13 protein-coding genes and 1 pseudogene are annotated in these 15,368 nt (G+C 68.5%); 5 read left to right on the top strand and 9 right to left on the bottom strand.

The window, feature by feature from the left end; translation table 11 throughout:
- Nucleotides 1–98: 98 nt before the first annotated feature.
- Nucleotides 99–2,370 (bottom strand): annotated as a pseudogene (locus EAO79_RS14380) (ATP-binding cassette domain-containing protein).
- A 142-nt stretch (nt 2,371–2,512) separates the two neighbouring features.
- Between EAO79_RS14380 and EAO79_RS14375 the strand changes: the two are divergent.
- Nucleotides 2,513–3,106 carry an HdeD family acid-resistance protein gene (locus EAO79_RS14375; RefSeq protein WP_164486949.1) on the top strand — a complete coding sequence of 198 codons (594 nt, stop codon included), beginning with the start codon at nt 2,513–2,515 and terminating at the stop codon, nt 3,104–3,106.
- A 73-nt stretch (nt 3,107–3,179) separates the two neighbouring features.
- Here EAO79_RS14375 and EAO79_RS14370 read toward each other — a convergent pair whose 3' ends face one another.
- The gene (locus tag EAO79_RS14370; RefSeq protein ID WP_079705991.1) at nt 3,180–3,944 is read right to left on the bottom strand and encodes an SDR family oxidoreductase; all 765 of its coding nucleotides are present in this window, start codon (nt 3,942–3,944) and stop codon (nt 3,180–3,182) included.
- A gap of 194 nt (nt 3,945–4,138) precedes the next feature.
- Here EAO79_RS14370 and EAO79_RS14365 point away from each other — a divergent pair, with 194 nt between their 5' ends.
- The 4 genes from EAO79_RS14365 to EAO79_RS14350 all read left to right on the top strand — a co-directional run bounded on the left by EAO79_RS14365 (nt 4,139) and on the right by EAO79_RS14350 (nt 6,929).
- The gene (locus EAO79_RS14365; protein ID WP_124769384.1) at nt 4,139–4,630 is read left to right on the top strand and encodes an NfeD family protein; all 492 of its coding nucleotides are present in this window, start codon (nt 4,139–4,141) and stop codon (nt 4,628–4,630) included.
- Nucleotides 4,631–4,632: 2 nt separating this feature from the next.
- Nucleotides 4,633–5,652, top strand: a complete 1,020-nt coding sequence (locus EAO79_RS14360; protein WP_124769383.1) for an SPFH domain-containing protein — start codon at nt 4,633–4,635, stop codon at nt 5,650–5,652.
- A gap of 7 nt (nt 5,653–5,659) precedes the next feature.
- The gene (locus EAO79_RS14355) at nt 5,660–6,439 is read left to right on the top strand and encodes a glycerophosphodiester phosphodiesterase family protein (RefSeq protein WP_124769382.1); all 780 of its coding nucleotides are present in this window, start codon (nt 5,660–5,662) and stop codon (nt 6,437–6,439) included.
- A gap of 127 nt (nt 6,440–6,566) precedes the next feature.
- The gene (locus tag EAO79_RS14350; protein ID WP_064296965.1) at nt 6,567–6,929 is read left to right on the top strand and encodes an RNA polymerase-binding protein RbpA; all 363 of its coding nucleotides are present in this window, start codon (nt 6,567–6,569) and stop codon (nt 6,927–6,929) included.
- Between the two features lie 60 nt (nt 6,930–6,989).
- On the opposite strand, the gene lnt is transcribed toward EAO79_RS14350, so the two are convergent.
- From lnt to EAO79_RS14315, 7 genes are all read right to left on the bottom strand, one after another.
- Entirely contained in the window at nt 6,990–8,573 is a 1,584-nt protein-coding gene (gene lnt / locus EAO79_RS14345; protein ID WP_241160892.1) for an apolipoprotein N-acyltransferase, read from the bottom strand.
- Entirely contained in the window at nt 8,570–10,990 is a 2,421-nt protein-coding gene (locus EAO79_RS14340) for an RNA helicase (RefSeq protein WP_079705988.1), read from the bottom strand. The genes lnt and EAO79_RS14340 overlap by 4 nt, the downstream gene beginning before the upstream one ends.
- Nucleotides 10,987–11,748, bottom strand: a complete 762-nt coding sequence (tatC, locus tag EAO79_RS14335) for a twin-arginine translocase subunit TatC (protein ID WP_071260381.1) — start codon at nt 11,746–11,748, stop codon at nt 10,987–10,989. Before tatC ends, EAO79_RS14340 begins: the two co-directional genes overlap by 4 nt.
- 138 nt (nt 11,749–11,886) lie before the next feature.
- Nucleotides 11,887–12,156, bottom strand: coding sequence for a Sec-independent protein translocase subunit TatA (tatA, locus tag EAO79_RS14330; RefSeq protein ID WP_124769381.1), 270 nt, complete (start codon nt 12,154–12,156; stop codon nt 11,887–11,889).
- 81 nt (nt 12,157–12,237) lie between these two features.
- Entirely contained in the window at nt 12,238–13,248 is a 1,011-nt protein-coding gene (locus EAO79_RS14325) for a YafY family protein (protein WP_079705986.1), read from the bottom strand.
- Nucleotides 13,241–14,281, bottom strand: coding sequence for a YafY family protein (locus EAO79_RS14320; RefSeq protein ID WP_079705985.1), 1,041 nt, complete (start codon nt 14,279–14,281; stop codon nt 13,241–13,243). Before EAO79_RS14320 ends, EAO79_RS14325 begins: the two co-directional genes overlap by 8 nt.
- A 78-nt stretch (nt 14,282–14,359) precedes the next feature.
- Complete coding sequence (locus EAO79_RS14315) at nt 14,360–15,316, bottom strand: FKBP-type peptidyl-prolyl cis-trans isomerase (protein ID WP_124769380.1); 957 nt, start codon at nt 15,314–15,316, stop codon at nt 14,360–14,362.
- Between the last annotated feature and the right edge of the window lie 52 nt (nt 15,317–15,368).

The raw sequence follows: 15,368 nt of genomic DNA, 5'->3' as shown, positions 1-15,368 counted from the left end.
GCATTATCAGCTCTTTCCAGCCCGCCGCGAGCGGGGTCCGATCGGGTCACGTCCGCCTGCATCACCGAGCTGAGGATCGCGGCGACGACCGGGGCGCGTCAGGAGCCGATGTACCGAGCGAGATGTTCTCCGGTCAGCGTCGAGCGATCGGCGACGAGTGCTGCGGGCGTCCCGGTGAACACCAGACGTCCGCCGTCGTGACCTGCGCCGGGTCCGAGGTCGATGATCCAGTCCGCATGCGCCATGACCGCCTGATGATGCTCGATGACGATGACCGACTTGCCGGAGTCCACCAACCGGTCCAGGAGCCCGAGCAGGTTCTCCACGTCGGCGAGGTGCAGGCCCGTCGTCGGCTCGTCCAGGATGTAGACCTCGCCCGAGTCGGCCATCTGCGTCGCCAGTTTGAGTCGCTGTCGTTCGCCTCCTGACAGGGTCGTCAACGGCTGTCCGAGGCTGAGATAGCCGAGCCCGACGTCGGCGAGTCGCGCCAGGATGAGGTGCGCGGCTGGCGTCCGGGCCGGCCCGTCGGCGAAGAAGGCCTCGGCCTCCGTCACCGACATCGCGAGCACCTCGCTGATGTCCCGCTCCCCCAACTGATATTCCAGAACGGAAGCATCGAACCGGCGACCCTCGCACACCTCGCAGACGGTCGAGACGCTCGCCATGACGCCGAGATCGGTGAAGACGACCCCGGCGCCGTTGCAGTTCGGGCATGCGCCCGCCGAGTTCGAGCTGAACAGCGCCGGCTTGACCCCGTTGGCCTTTGCGAACGCCTTGCGGATGGGCTCGAGCAGACCCGTGTACGTCGCCGGGTTGCTGCGACGCGAGCCGCGGATCGGGCTCTGGTCGACCGTCACCACACCGGCACGCCCGGCGACCGAGCCGTGGATGAGGGAGCTCTTGCCCGAGCCGGCGACACCCGTGACGACCACGAGGACGCCGAGCGGCACGTCGACGTCGACGCCCTGCAGGTTGTGCCGGTCGGCGCCGCGGATCTCGATGACACCGGTCGGTCGACGCAACGCCGACTTGAGCGCGGCGCGGTCGTCGAAGTGGCGTCCGGTGAGCGTGTCGCTCGCCCGGAGGCCGTCCACACTCCCCTGGAACGTCACCTGTCCCCCGCTGGATGTCATGCGGGTGCAGTCCGACGGTCGGCTCGTCGAACACATAGGTCACGTCGGTGAGCGACGACCCCAGATGGCGGATCATCTTCGTCCGCTGCGCCTCCCCACCAGAGAGGGTGCCAGTCGTGCGGTCGAGCGACAGATACCCCAGCCCGATGGCGACGAAGGAGTCCAGCGTCTCCTGGAGGACCGTCAGGAGTGGGCGCACCGACGGTGCGTCGAGCGCCCGGGTCCACGCCGCGAGGTCGCTGATCTGCATCGCGCACAGTTCGGCGATGTTCCGACCGGCGATGCGCGAACTCCGTGCGCCCTCGCTCAGGCGGGTCCCCTCACACGCCGGACACGTGGTGAAGGTGACGGCGCGGTCGACGAATGCGCGGATGTGCGGCTGCATCGCCTCACGGTCCTTCGAGAGGAAGGACTTCTGCACCTTCGGGATCAGGCCCTCGTAGGTCATGTTGACGTCGCCGACCTTGACCTTCACCGGCTCCTTGTGGAGGAAGTCGTGGAGCTCCCGCTCCGTGTAGTCCTGGATGGGCTTGTCCGCGTCGAGGAATCCGGATCCGGTGAAGATCCGCACGCCCCAGCCGTCGGGTGTGTAGCCGGGGATCGTGAGTGCACCCTGGTTGAGCGACTTCGTGGCGTCGTAGAGCTGGGAACGGTCGATGTCGTTCACGGTCCCCATCCCCTCGCACCGAGGGCACATGCCGCCGGTGATCGAGAAGCTCCGCCGTTCCTTCGTGCTCTGTCCCCCGCGCTCGATGGTCACCGCTCCGGCGCCGCTGATCGAGGCGACGTTGAAGGAGAAGGCCTGCGGAGACCCGATGGACGGGTCTCCGATACGACTGAAGAGGATGCGCAGCATGGTGTTCGCGTCCGTCGCCGTGCCCACCGTCGAACGTGAGTTCGCGCCCATCCGCTCCTGGTCGACGATGATCGCCGTGGTGAGTCCCTCGAGCACGTCGACGTCGGGCCGCGCCTGCGACGGCATGAAGCCCTGGACGAACGCGCTGTAGGTCTCGTTGATCATCCGCTGCGACTCGGCGGCGATCGTCCCGAAGACGAGTGAGCTCTTCCCCGAGCCGGACACACCGGTGAACACGGTGAGGCGGCGCTTCGGGAGGTCGACGTCGACGTCGCGCAGATTGTGCTCGCGGGCACCCCTGACCCGGATGACGTCGTGGCTGTCGGCGGCCCTGGTGTGCATCGGCGTCTCGCTCATGGCGATCAGCGTATCCGTCGTCATCGTCGGCGTCTCGCCTCGATCGGCACTGGACCCGCGCGACATGAAAGGTCATGCTGTGAAACACCTGTGTGAATGCGTCACACTGGTGGAACGCACCCGGTCTGCTCGGGAGCGCCGCACTGTCCACCGTCAGGAGCCGACCATGTCCGAATCATCCACCACCACCTACACGCTGAACTCCGCCAAGCTGACCGCGAGCCAGATCTCCGGTGTCCGATGGGCCTTCGCCGTCGGTGGGATCCTCACGATCCTCTTGGGTGTCTTCCTGCTGGTCGCGCCGAAGGCCTCGCTGGTCGCCGTCGCGTGGATCTTCGCCGTCTACTTCCTGGTCGCCGGGATCGCCCGCATCACGCGTGGCGTCGTCGCTCGGGAGCACGGCGGACTCTGGCGGGTCCTCACGATCGTGTTCGGTGTGCTGCTGCTGGCCGCCGGCGTCTACATCTTCATCGATCCGCTGCTCGGCATCGGCGCGCTCGTCTTCGTGATCGGTGTCTCCTGGATCGTCGAGGGCGTGGCCTCGCTGTTCGACTCGGCACCCGACGTGTCGCGGTGGATCACGATCCTCTACGGCGTCATCAGCGTCGTCGCAGGCGTGTTCGTCCTCGCGAACCCGCTGCTCGCCGCCGTGACCCTCCTGCTCGTCACCGCGTTCTTCCTCATCGCGGCCGGCGTCGTCGAGATCATCCAGGCGATCACCTTCGGCAAGCAGGTGAAGCGGGCCGGTCTCGCCGGCTGACACCTGGTGGCAGGACGACGAACGCCCGGTCCCTCGAAGGACCGGGCGTTCGTCGTCGTGTCAGGATCGTCGATTACTCGGCGATGAAGTCGCTCGTGTCCCCCACGTAGCGGGTGTGGTCCTCGGGGATCGGGTCCACGGCGGCCGAGGCGACCTCGGCCGCGAACTCGCCCACGTTGTAGAGACGACCGGCCGACTCCTTGCGGGAGCTGATCGCACCGGGGTTGGCGCGTTCGAGGAGGGTCGCGGTGATGGTCCCCTCGATCATGTCGCCTGAGACGACCACGAACTCGACACCGGCCGCGTCGAACTGGTCCTGCTTGGCGCGGAGCGCGTCCTCGCCTGCCCGCTTGGACGTCGCGACCGGGACGTACTCGGGCATCGTCGGCGTGGTCCGGATGAAGTGCGCCTGGTGGCTCGTGACGAACACGATCCGCGAGCCGGGGCGGAGCAGCGGGAGGGCGTGTTCGACGACGCTCACCTGCGCGTCCCGGTTGAGCTGCATGGCGTAGTCCTCGGCCATGCCGCTCTCCATCCCTCCGGAGGCGTTCAGCACCAGGACGTCGAGGTCGCCGAGTTCGGCCTTCGTCGTCGCGAACATGGCGGCGACCGAGGTGGGGTCGGTGAGGTCGGCTCCGACCACCAGGGCCTGCACACCGAGGGCTCGCACTTCGTCGGCGAGCTTGACGGCGCGAGCCTCCTTGTTCCGGTAGTTGATCACGACGTTGGCGCCGGCACCGGCGAAGTACCGGATGGTGTCGGCACCGATGCCGCGGGACGAGCCCGTCACGAGGACGTTCTTCCCGGAGAGTGATCCGGCGGCCAGGGGGTTCGTCACGTGAGGGCTCCTTCAGATCTGGGGCCGCTCATCGGCGGCTGGTTCCAGCCAACGACCTTACCAACAACCGGCAGACGGATCCGGTTCGGCGGTCCACCCAGCTGATAGCGTTGAACCCGACCGGCGCACCGTCTCGCGCTCCCCCGGACCGCGAGGCGGCAGACGCGAGAGCCGATCCGGGAGGAATCCGCACCATGGACGTCATCACCGATTACGCCTGGATCGCTTGGTTGGTCCTGATCCTCGTGTTCGTCATCATCGAGATCCTGTCGCTCGAGTTCACCTTCCTCATGCTCGCGCTCGGCGGCACCGTCGGGCTGCTCTCCGGCCTCCTCGGCGCTCCGTGGTGGCTCCAGCTGCTCATCGCAGCCGCTGCCGCCCTCCTGCTCCTGTTGGCCGTCAGGCCGCCGCTGCTCCGAGCGCTGCAACGCGGAGCGGACCCGGCGAAGAGCAACGTCGACGCGCTCCTCGGCATGCCGGGGCTCGTGCTCTCGACGGTGACCCCGCACGGTGGCCAGGTGAAGCTCGGCAACGGCGAGGTCTGGACCGCCAGGACCCCGCACGACTCCCCCGCGTCGTCCCTCGAGCCCGGCACGCGCATCGTCCTGTCCGTCGTCGACGGTGCCACCGCCGTCGTCGTCCCCGTCCCAACCCACCCGGCACCGCTGGGCGAGCAGAAGGAGTAGTCGTGAACGACATCTCATCAGGAGCGATCATCGGCTGGGTGATCGCGGCCATCGTCGTCATCTTCGTGCTGGTGGTGCTGTTCCGATCCATCCGCATCATCCCGCAGGCGAGCGCCGGTGTGGTCGAGCGGCTCGGCAAGTACCACAAGACCCTCTTGCCGGGTCTGAACCTGCTCATCCCGTTCATCGACCGGTTGCGGCCGCTCATCGATCTGCGCGAGACCGTCGTCTCCTTCCCGCCGCAGCCGGTGATCACCGAGGACAACCTCGTCGTCTCGATCGACACGGTCGTCTACTTCCAGGTGACCGACGCCCGAGCCGCGACGTACGAGATCGCGAACTACCTGGGAGCCGTCGAGCAGCTGACCACGACGACGCTCCGAAACGTCGTCGGCGGGCTGAACCTCGAGGAGGCGCTGACGAGCCGCGACGAGATCAACAGCAAGCTCCGCATCGTGCTCGACGAGGCGACCGGTAAATGGGGTATCCGCGTCGGACGCGTCGAGCTCAAGGCGATCGACCCGCCGCTCTCCATCCAGGACTCCATGGAGAAGCAGATGCGGGCCGAGCGCGACCGTCGAGCCCTCATCCTCACCGCTGAGGGAACCAAGCAGTCGGCGATCCTGACGGCCGAGGGTGCGCGGCAGGCTGAGATCCTCCGCGCCGAGGGTGATGCCCAGGCAGCCGTGCTCCGTGCTCAGGGTGAGGCGTCCGCCATCCAGACGGTGTTCAAGGCCATCCACGACGGCGACCCCGACGAGAAGCTCCTGGGCTACCAGTACCTGCAGATGCTCCCGAAGCTCGCGGAAGGCCAGGCGAACAAGCTCTGGGTCATCCCGAGCGAACTGACCGAGGCGCTCAAGGGCATCGGCTCCGCCTTCGGGCCGGGCAACACCCGCGACCCTGCGGCCACGGCACGGGCGGCGGCCGCAGCTGCGCAGACGCCCTCCTTCACCACAGCGCCGGCCGCGTCACCCCAGACGCCGCCGGCGCCGACGACCCCCGTCCAGCCCGAGGGCTGAGTACGCGGTGACGACAGCGGTCCTCCCCTACTTCCGTCCGGCCCGCCCTCGGGTCCTCGCCCATCGAGGGCTGGCCGGGCCGGGAGTCCCCGAGAACACGCTGTCGTCCTTCCGCCATGCACTGGCGGCCGGCGCCGAGTACGTCGAGACCGATGCGCACTGCACGCGCGACGGACATGCCGTCCTCTTCCATGACCCGTCCCTGCGCCGCATCACCGGCGATCCGAGACCGATCGCCGACCTCGAACTCGCGGAACTCCAGCGGATCGACCTCGGCGGCGATCGCATCCCGACGTTGTCGGAGGCACTGGCCGAGTTCCCCGGGGCACGCTTCAACCTCGACATCAAGGCGGCGGTCGCGGCTGCGCCGGCGGCTGCGGCGATCGTCGGCGCCGGTGCCGCCGATCGGGTGCTCGTCACCTCCTTCGACGAGGGCAGACGTTCCGCGATCGTGCGGGCCGTGGGGCTGGAGGCCGGTGCCGGCTCCGTGGCCTCATCCGCGTCGGCCCGGATCCTGCTCCGCGTCCTCCCCGCGGCCACCCTCGGTCTCCGCGGAGCACTCCGTCGGTCGCTCGACGGTGTCCAGGCGCTCCAGGTGCCCGAACGGTTCCGCGGCGTGCCCGTCGTGACGAAGCGCCTCCTCGCACAGATGCACGCGCTCGGTGTGGAAGTGCACGTGTGGACGGTCAACGACCCCGACGACATGCGACGACTGCTGGATCTCGGTGTCGACGGCCTCGTCACCGACCGCTGTGATCTCGCGCTCGACGTGGTCCGCTCGCGCTGACGGCTCAGCTCTCCGCATCCGGCGTGGCTGCAGCTGGGCATGAGCTGATAGCCAGATGGGTGAACGGAACAGTTTACCCAGCTTGTGGGTTTATAACTGTGGATGCCGAGCGAGAGGAGACCACACAATGGCAGATCGCAGTTTGCGCGGAATGCGCCTGGGCGCCCAGAGTCTACAAACGGAAGAGGGCGTCATATTCTCGGCGCGGAGCAACCACATCTACCGGTGTCAGAGTTGCGAGCGCGAGACCACCATGACCTTCGCCGCCGATGCGGAAGTCCCCGAACTGTGGGAGTGCCGGCACTGCGGTGCGGAGGCCGTCCTCCTCGTCGACTCGAAGCCCGTCGTCGTCGACCGCGGTGATGTGAAGACGCCCCGCAGCCACTGGGACATGCTGCTCGAGCGCCGCTCGCGCGATGAGCTCGAGGAGCTGCTCGAAGAGCGCCTCTCGTATCTCCGGGCCCGTCGCGGCCAGCAGAAGAGCGCGTGACACCGAGCCCCTGACAGGCCTCCCCTCGATCGGCTGATCCGGTACCGGATCAGCCGATCGTCATGTCCGGGGCCGGTTCGGGACGCGCCGGGGCCTGCCGGCGAAACCGGCGAGGACCAGCGAGGCGAGTCCCATGCCACCGATGAACATCTCGAGCTGGTGACCGAAGGCCATCGACGGCGTGACCGTGTCCGTCAGCGGCACCTCGGAGACCATCGAGCCGGGGCGGAAGGCCGGGATGCTGTCGATCGTCGAGCCGTCGGGCCCGATGATCTGGCTGGTCCCCACCGTGGAGATGTTCACCACGGACCGAGCCGATTCGATCGCCCGGAGCCGTGCGATCGCCAGCTGTTGCTGGTTCTCGTCCGTCTGCCCGAAGTCCGCGTTGTTGGTCTGGGCGAACACGATCCGCGCGCCGCCCGCCACCGCGTCGCGGGTGAGCTGGTCGTCGGCGATGTCGAAGCAGATGCTGATCCCTGCGAGCACGCCGTCGATGTCGAAGACGTTGTCCTTCGTGCCCGGGGTGTACTCGCGCTGGATGAGGCCGATGAGGTCGGGTGCGAACGGCTCCCAGAACTTCCGGTCCGGGACGTATTCACCGAACGGGACCGGGTGCTTCTTGTCGTAGACGTCGCGGACGCCATCCGAGGCGTCCCAGAGGAGTGACGAGTTGTAGTAGCGGTCGCCGCGTTGGGAGATCGCACCGACGACGAACGGTGCGTCCATGCGACGGCTCAACGCGTCGAGGGCCGCAGCCGATTGAGGAACCCGCTGCGGGTCGAGGTCTGCGCTGCCCTCGGGCCAGACCACGACGTCGACGTCCGCGTCGAGCACCTGCAGCGTCTCGTCGATCTGGGTCTGCATGACGGTGCCGGGTGCTGCGGCGTCGAAGTAGCCGGCGGGGCCGTTGCCCTGGATGGCAGCCACCCGCATGCTCCCGGTCGTCGCCGTCGGCCATGCCGGCACGACGAGCACCGCGATGACCGCGAGGACCGCGGTCCCGACCCGGCTGACCGTCGGGAGCTCGGCGGTCGCCGCGAGCTGGAGGGCGAGTGCCACGAGCAGCACCATGAGGAACGACAGCCCCGAGAACCCGACCCAGGCCACGAGTGGTGCGAACGGGCTCTCGGACTGGCTGAGCGCCATCCTCGCCCACGGGAATCCGCCGTAGGGCCAGGTGCTCACGAGCGTCTCGCGCGCGGTCCACAGGGCGGCGACGACCGCGGCGGTCAACCAGACCCGCCCCCCGATCCCGGGGAAGGCGCGCGGCACCCAGCGGTACGCCAGGGTGATGAGCACGGCTCCGAGCGCGAAGAAGATGGCCTCCAGCGTCGACAGTGCCGCCCACGGGACGGGACCCAGATAGGCGGTCGCCCACTCGATGTGGATGAGGTAGAACGACTCCCCCGCCAGGAAGCCGACGAGGAGCGCACCGCCGACGCTGCGCCCCATGAGGGTGAGGAGGACGAGGGCGATGCCGACGAACGTCAGGGGCCAGACCCCGCGGTCCGGGAAGCCGGCGTCGAGGACCGGGCCGGCGGCGATGGCCACGACGGCCGCGAGCCAGAGCGGGAGCGGCGGACGACGGTCGATCAGCGCGTCGATCGGTCGGAGCCGGTCGCTCCGACGGTGCAGGGACCTCACAGCGAGCTGTACGCGACGATGCCGCGTCGGATCGAGTCAAGCGCCTCACGCGAATGACGACCCACCGGTCCGTCGACGACGCGGAGCTGATCGAGCAGGTCGATGGTCTGCTTGCACCACCGCACGAAGTCGCCGGCGGCGAGTTCCGCCTCGATGAGCACCGTGTCGAGGTTCGCACCCTTGGCCCACTGGTGCATCGCGAGGGAGAGACCGGTCGAGATCGGGTTGCTCCCCGGGAGGCGGTGCTCCCGTTCGCTGTCGTCGAGCCGGCTCCAGAGGTCCTGCGTCCGTTCGAGCGCGGAGCGGAACGGGCCGCGGGGCAGGAAACGCTCCGGGGTGTTCTGCTCCTCACGCCGTGGTTCGTACACGATCGCGGCGGCCATCGCCGCGAGGGATGCGGCATCGAGGTCGTTCCAGGCACCGGTTCGCAGGCATTCCGCCACGAGGAGGTCCCGTTCTCCGTAGATGCGCTTCAAGGTGCGTCCGGGAGCCGCGACGACGACCGCGCCGTGCTCGTCGCGTGCCAGGTACTCGTACTCGAGCAGGACGTCGACGACCCGGTCGAACACGCGCGCGACCGCGCCCGTCCGCGTCTGGATCTGCTGCCGCAGCTGGTCGGTCTGCTTCTTGAGCTTGAACCATCGTTCCGCCCAGCGAGCGTGGTCCTCGCGGTGCGGGCAGACGTGGCAGGCATGAGCCCGCATCCGCTTGCGGAGTTCGGCGAGCTTGCGTTGGCGACGGTCCTTCGACGCGCGCGAGCCGTTCGGTTCGCCCTTGCGTTCGAGGTCCGTGAGCTCACGGCGAATGCCCGCGTACTCGACGAAGTTCCCGAGGTGGCAGGCCATGGACTTCTCGTAGCCGGCGAGCGACGACTCCTGCTCGCGCACCTTCCGGGCGATCCCGACGACGGCTCGGTCCGCCTGGAACTGTGCGAAGGACGACTCGAGGATCTGACGGGTGCGTTGACGGCCGAACTGGTCGATCAGGTTGACCGCCATGTTGTAGGTCGGGCGGAAGCTGGAGTTGAGCGGGTAGGTGCGTCGGGAGGCCAGCGAGGCGACGGATTGCGGGTGCAGCCCCTCGGTCCACTGGATCACGGCGTGGCCCTCGACGTCGATGCCGCGGCGTCCGGCACGCCCGGTGATCTGGGTGTACTCCCCCGGGGTGATCGGGACGCGTGCCTCACCGTTGAACTTCTCGAGCTTCTCGAGGACGACCGTCCTGGCCGGCATGTTGATGCCGAGCGCGAGGGTCTCGGTCGCGAAGACGACCTTCACGAGCTTCCGCCGGAAGAGCTCCTCGACGACCTCCTTGAACGCCGGGAGGAGACCGGCGTGGTGGGCGGCGACGCCCCGCTCCAGACCGTCGAGCCACTCCCAGTAGCCGAGGACGGCGAGGTCCTCGTCGAGCAGGGTCCGGCAGTGCTCGTCGACGATCTGGCGGATCTCGTCGCGTTCGTGCGCCTCGGTCAGCCTGATGCCGGAACGGAGGACCTGCTTGACGGCCTGGTCGCACCCGACACGGCTGAAGACGAAGAAGATCGCAGGGAGCAGGTGGTGGTCGTCGAGCATCTGGACGAAATGCCCACGGTCGAGCTTCTCGGCCCGATGCGGGGCTCGGCGCTGGTTGTAGCGGCTGACGTCCTTGTATTGACGGCTGTTCGGCGCACGGCCACCGAACTGCGCCATGCGGACGAGCTCCGGGTTGACCTGATGGGTGTCGGCGAGGCTCGGCGCGGCGAACAGGTCGATGAGTTTGTTGCGCATCAGCACGTGCTGGGTGAGGGGCACCGGTCGCTCCTCGGACACGATCACGGCGGTGTCGCCGCGGACGGCCTGCAGCCAGTCACCGAACTCTTCGGCATTCGACACGGTCGCGCTCAGCGACACCATCCGGACGGCCTGCGGGAGGTGGATGATGACCTCCTCCCACACCGCTCCGCGGAACCGGTCCGCCAGGTAGTGCACCTCGTCCATGATGACGAAGGCGAGGTCGGTCAGCGCGTCGGAGTCCGCGTACAGCATGTTGCGGAGGACCTCGGTCGTCATCACGACGATGCGGGCGTTGCCGTTCACGTTCGTGTCGCCCGTGAGCAGGCCGACGTGCTCGGACCCGTACTCGGCGGTGAGCTCCTGGAACTTCTGGTTGCTGAGCGCCTTCATCGGCGTGGTGTAGAAGACCTTGCCGCGGTCGCCGTGCATGGCCAGCGCGATCGCGAACTCGGCGACGATGGTCTTGCCGGCACCCGTCGGTGCTGCCACGAGGACACTGCTGCCGTTCTCGATCCGCTCGCACGCCTCGAGTTGGAACGCGTCGAGGTCGAAACGCTGCCTCGCGCGGAACTCCTGGAGCCTCGGTGTCGCGTTCCGGACCGCTGCTGCCCGATACCGCTCGGCAGGGGAAGCGGTGTCGCTCATGCGAGCCCCGCGCTACCGAGTTCGGCGTCTATGCGTCGCTGCCGCTTGGCCGCACTGCGGTCGTGGAGGACGGCGACGCCGTAGGCCGCGAAGTACAACAGGACCATCGGGATCGCCAGGACGAACATCGACACGATGTCGGCGGCGGGCGTGGCGATGGCCGTGAAGAGCACGATGACGAGGATCGCGACCCGCCACGCCTTGATGATCGCCGCCGCGGAGAGCACGCCGACGAAGTTCAACAGGACGAGGAACACGGGCAGGACGAAGGCGACACCGACCGCGAGCACCAGCTTCAGGACGAAGTCGTAATAGGTGGTGGCGTCGAGGAAGTTGGCCGCCGCCGTCGGGGTGAAGCCGAGCATGAGCTCGACGATGTGCGGCAACACGAACCAGCCCGCGTAGCAGCCCGCCAGGAACAACGGCACCGCGGTCGCGAAGAACCCGATCGCGTACTTCAGCTCCTTGCGCGTCAGGCCGGGCACGAGGAACGCCCAGATCTGGTAGAGCCACACCGGGCTGGACAGGACGACGCCGGCGGTGAGGGCGATCTTCATCCGCAGGTCGAACGCGCTCGTGACGTTGGTGAAGTTCAGGAACGCCTGCCCGCGATCGTCGGCGATGACGAGGATGGGGGCGCTCATCGCCTCGATGATCCACTCGGAGGCGATGAAACCCGCGACCATGCCGACGATGATGCCGATGGCGGAGTAGAACAGCCGCTTCCGCAACTCGACGAGGTGCTCGCCGAGCGACATACGCCCTTCGCGGTTCTGTTTCTTGGGACGCTTCTCGGTCAGGGCCACGGCGACATCGTCCGTTCCTGAGCAGCGTGTTCGAGGCGCACTCGTCGGGGGCCAGGTGCTGGCGTCATCGGGCTCGGGTGGTCCTCAGGGTTACGGCTTGACCGGCGGGTCGGTCGGCTTCTGCGGGGCCGTCGTGGCCGGAGTCGGGTCGGCGGGCGTCGTACTCGCGGGCGGAACCGTGCCCGTCGCGTCGGGCGAGGCGGGCTCGTCGTCGCGCATGCTCTTGACCTCGCTCTTGAAGATCCGCATCGACTGGCCGACGCTGCGGGCGAGACCCGGGAGCTTCGGTGCTCCGAACAGCAGCAGGACGATGAGGAGGATGATGACGAGGTGCCACCCGGTGAATGCGTTGCCGAACATAGTCTTCGTTCCTGATCTTCGAGGTCGAGGTCCACTCACTCTACCCTGCATCTCCCGCTCTGCTGCCGGGAGTCTCGGGAGTCAGCTCGCGGATGTCGTGCGGTACTGCGCGAGACCGGCGGCCGCCCAATCGGCGACCGCGTCGCGCGCGTCCGCCGGGCCGAGCACGGTGATGAGCCCGGGGTGTGCGGCGACCAGTCGTTTGAGGCCGTGATGGTGCGCGAGGCGTAGGGTCGCGGTCACCTCGGCGTCGCTGTCCTCGCGGGCTGCGGAGCCGCCTGGTGCGCTGTCGACGGCGACCACGTAGTCGTCGATGAGCGGCAGGACCGAGCGTCGGACGAGCACGGTGACGTTGCGGTCGGAGTCGCTCGGCTCGAACAACGCGGTCGGGACGACGACGTCCGCTTCGCGGAACACGACCTCGGCGTCGGTCTCCCGCAGCTCGGTCATCCGATCGAGACGGAAGCGACGCGTCGCCTCGCGCAGGTGGCACCACCCGTAGAGATACCAGTCCTGATCCTGGGACTCGAGACGCAGCGGGTCCACCAGTCTCGCCTCGGTCGCCCCACTCGCGTCGACGTAGTCGAACGCGACGCTGTGGCCGGCGGCCAGAGCCGACCGGATGATACCGACCGCGTGTGCTGAGTAGGACTCGGTGACCGCGAGCTGGCCCGGTGCGGACGACGCCCCGCGGGCGAGCTTCGCCATCACGCCGCCGATGACGTCGCTGTCGACGAACTCGGGAAGGCGCTGGAGCGACTGCAGGCCGGCGATGAGGGCGGAGGCCTCGCGGGCTGAGAAGCGAGGACTGTCGTCGAGGGCGACCCGGTGGGTGAGGACGATCTCGTCGTCCTCCTCGAAGCTGCCCCAGTCGATGTCGAAGAGGTCGCCGGCGAGGTACTGCCGGGTGTCGCCCGGCACGCCGGACACCGTCAAGAGCTCGACCGCTTCTCGGATCTGGCGCGGGGACAGACCGAAGTGCCGAGCGGCCTCGTCGACCGTGACCCGCTCGCGGTCGATGAGGTACGGCACGAGCGAGAGGAGGAAGATCAGCTTGTCCTGGGCGCGGGGCGCCGCCGGTCGCTTAGCCACGGGCGGTCTCCTCGGGGTGGGGTGCGTCGTCGGTCGCGCGGTGGCGGGCGACGACCAGCTCGAGTCTGGACGCCACGGCCTCGACGAGCGCCGGAGGGTCGAGGACGACGACCTCCGGGCCGAACCCGGCGAGCTCGTCGGCGAGGATGTGGTGGTCGAGGTACGGGATGGTGAGTTCCGTGCGCTCCGTGTCGCTGACGCCGTAGCGGTTGCCGAGGCGGGCCGCGGCGTCGGTCCCGGGCCGGACACGGACGAGGGCGCGTTGCGACGAGGACACGCGGCGCAGGCCGTCGATCGCGTCGGCGGCGTGGTCGCGGTCGTCGGCGGGGAACGACTCCCCCGTCGGCTTGACCGGACCGACGATCCGCGACAGGAGGAACGTCCGGGGCTCGTCCACCGTCCGGTCGGTCGCGTAGAGGTGCCAGCGACCCTCGTGCTGGACGAGCGCCAACGGTGCGACGGTGCGGACGCGTGGCCGCGCCTCGCCGGGCTTCAGGTAGGGGAAGGCGACCACGGACCGACGTTCGAGGGCCGCGTCGAGCGGTTCGAACGAGGCCTCCCGGGTGCGGAGTCTCGGCGCGTATCCGATGATCGGTTCGTCGGGCTCGATGCCGAGCGACCGCAACTTCGTCATCGCGCGCTGCGACTGGCCGGAGAGCGACCCCTCACGCCAAACGGTGGCTGCGAGCGACAGCAGTGACAGCTCCGCCGGGGTGAACCGGACGTCGGTGGGGAGCTCGTAGGCGCCCTTCGGGATCCGATAGCGCATCGACTGGTTGTTGCCGGGTTCACCCGGCTGCTCGATCGTCTCGAGCGGGACGCCGAGTTCGCGGATGTTGTCCTTGTCGCGCTCGAACTGTCGCTCGAGGCTGGCGTTGCCACCGCCACTCGAATACTGCTGGCGGTACCCCTGGACGGTCGACAGGATCTCGTTCTTCGTCAGGCCGGTCTGCGTGGCGAGGAGCGCGAGCACGAGGCTGAAAAGTCGCTCCTCCACCGGGACCGGCTTCGGGGACTCGCGGGCTGAGGACACCGGTCCAGTCTACCGACGGACGGCCCGTCCCCCACCCGCGACGCGGGCGTGGGACGGGCCGTATCCGAGGCGTGTCGGTTACTGCGCCGCGCGCTGCGTGCCGAGCACGTCGATGACGAACACGAGCGTGGCGCCGGCCGGGACGCTGCCCGAACCCTGCTCGCCGTAGCCGTCCTTCGGCGCCACCACGAGGATGATCTGCGAGCCGACCTGCTGGCCGACGACCGCGTCGTTGAAGGCCTTGATCATCTGACCGCCGTCGGCCTGGAAGACGAGGGGCTGGCCCTTCTCCCAGCTGCTGTCGAAGACGCTCTTCTGATCCCACAGCACGCCGGTGTAGTTGACGATGACCTGGTCGCCGGCCTTGACCGTGGCACCGTCGCCGACGCGGGACAGGGTGTGCTTCGTCTCGGTCGGTGCTGGGGCCGCCGGGATGGTGATGCCGGGCTGACCACTCGGAGCGGTCACGACGGAGGGGAACCCTGACGGGATCGGGCGCTCGGCACCGTCGGCCTTGGGCAGCGCCGCACCCTGGATGTCGGCGACGAGGATGATCGCGTCGTCCTTCTTGATGCCGTTCGCCTCGCTGCCACCGCTCGGGCCGAACGCGTCCTCGGGTGAGATCGCCGCGACGACACGGGATCCGACCGTCGTGCAGGCGAACGCCTTCGCGAAGCCGGGGAGGCTTCCGGACAGGGCGATGAGGGTGCTCGCGGGCCCGTTGAAGTCCGTCTGCTGCAGGACGTCGCCCGTGCGTCCGTTGAGGAGCATCAGGTTGAGGTTGACGGTGCCGTCGGCCGAGACCTGCTGACCGTCGCCCTGGATCACGACCTGGCGCTCCGTCGTCTTCGTGTACAGCGGCTTCGGGAGCTCCACCTTCGGGGTGGCGCCGAAGTCACCCGACACGCTGATGAGCTTCGTCGCGTCGCCGGCGGACGCCGCGGTGTCGCACGAGGCCGAGCCCGGCGCGGTGCACCCGGTGAGGGAGACGAGCAGGAGGCCTGCTGCGGCGATGAGAGCTGGTGCAGTGCGCACGGATCCTCGTTTCGGTGGTACGGGTGGGACGGCAGGTCGCCGTCGCACAGTT

The organism is Plantibacter sp. PA-3-X8, assembly GCF_003856975.1.
Taxonomy (GTDB): domain Bacteria; phylum Actinomycetota; class Actinomycetes; order Actinomycetales; family Microbacteriaceae; genus Plantibacter; species Plantibacter auratus.
Note: the sequence above shows the minus strand (reverse complement) of the source record. Positions and strands in the feature narration are given on the sequence as shown.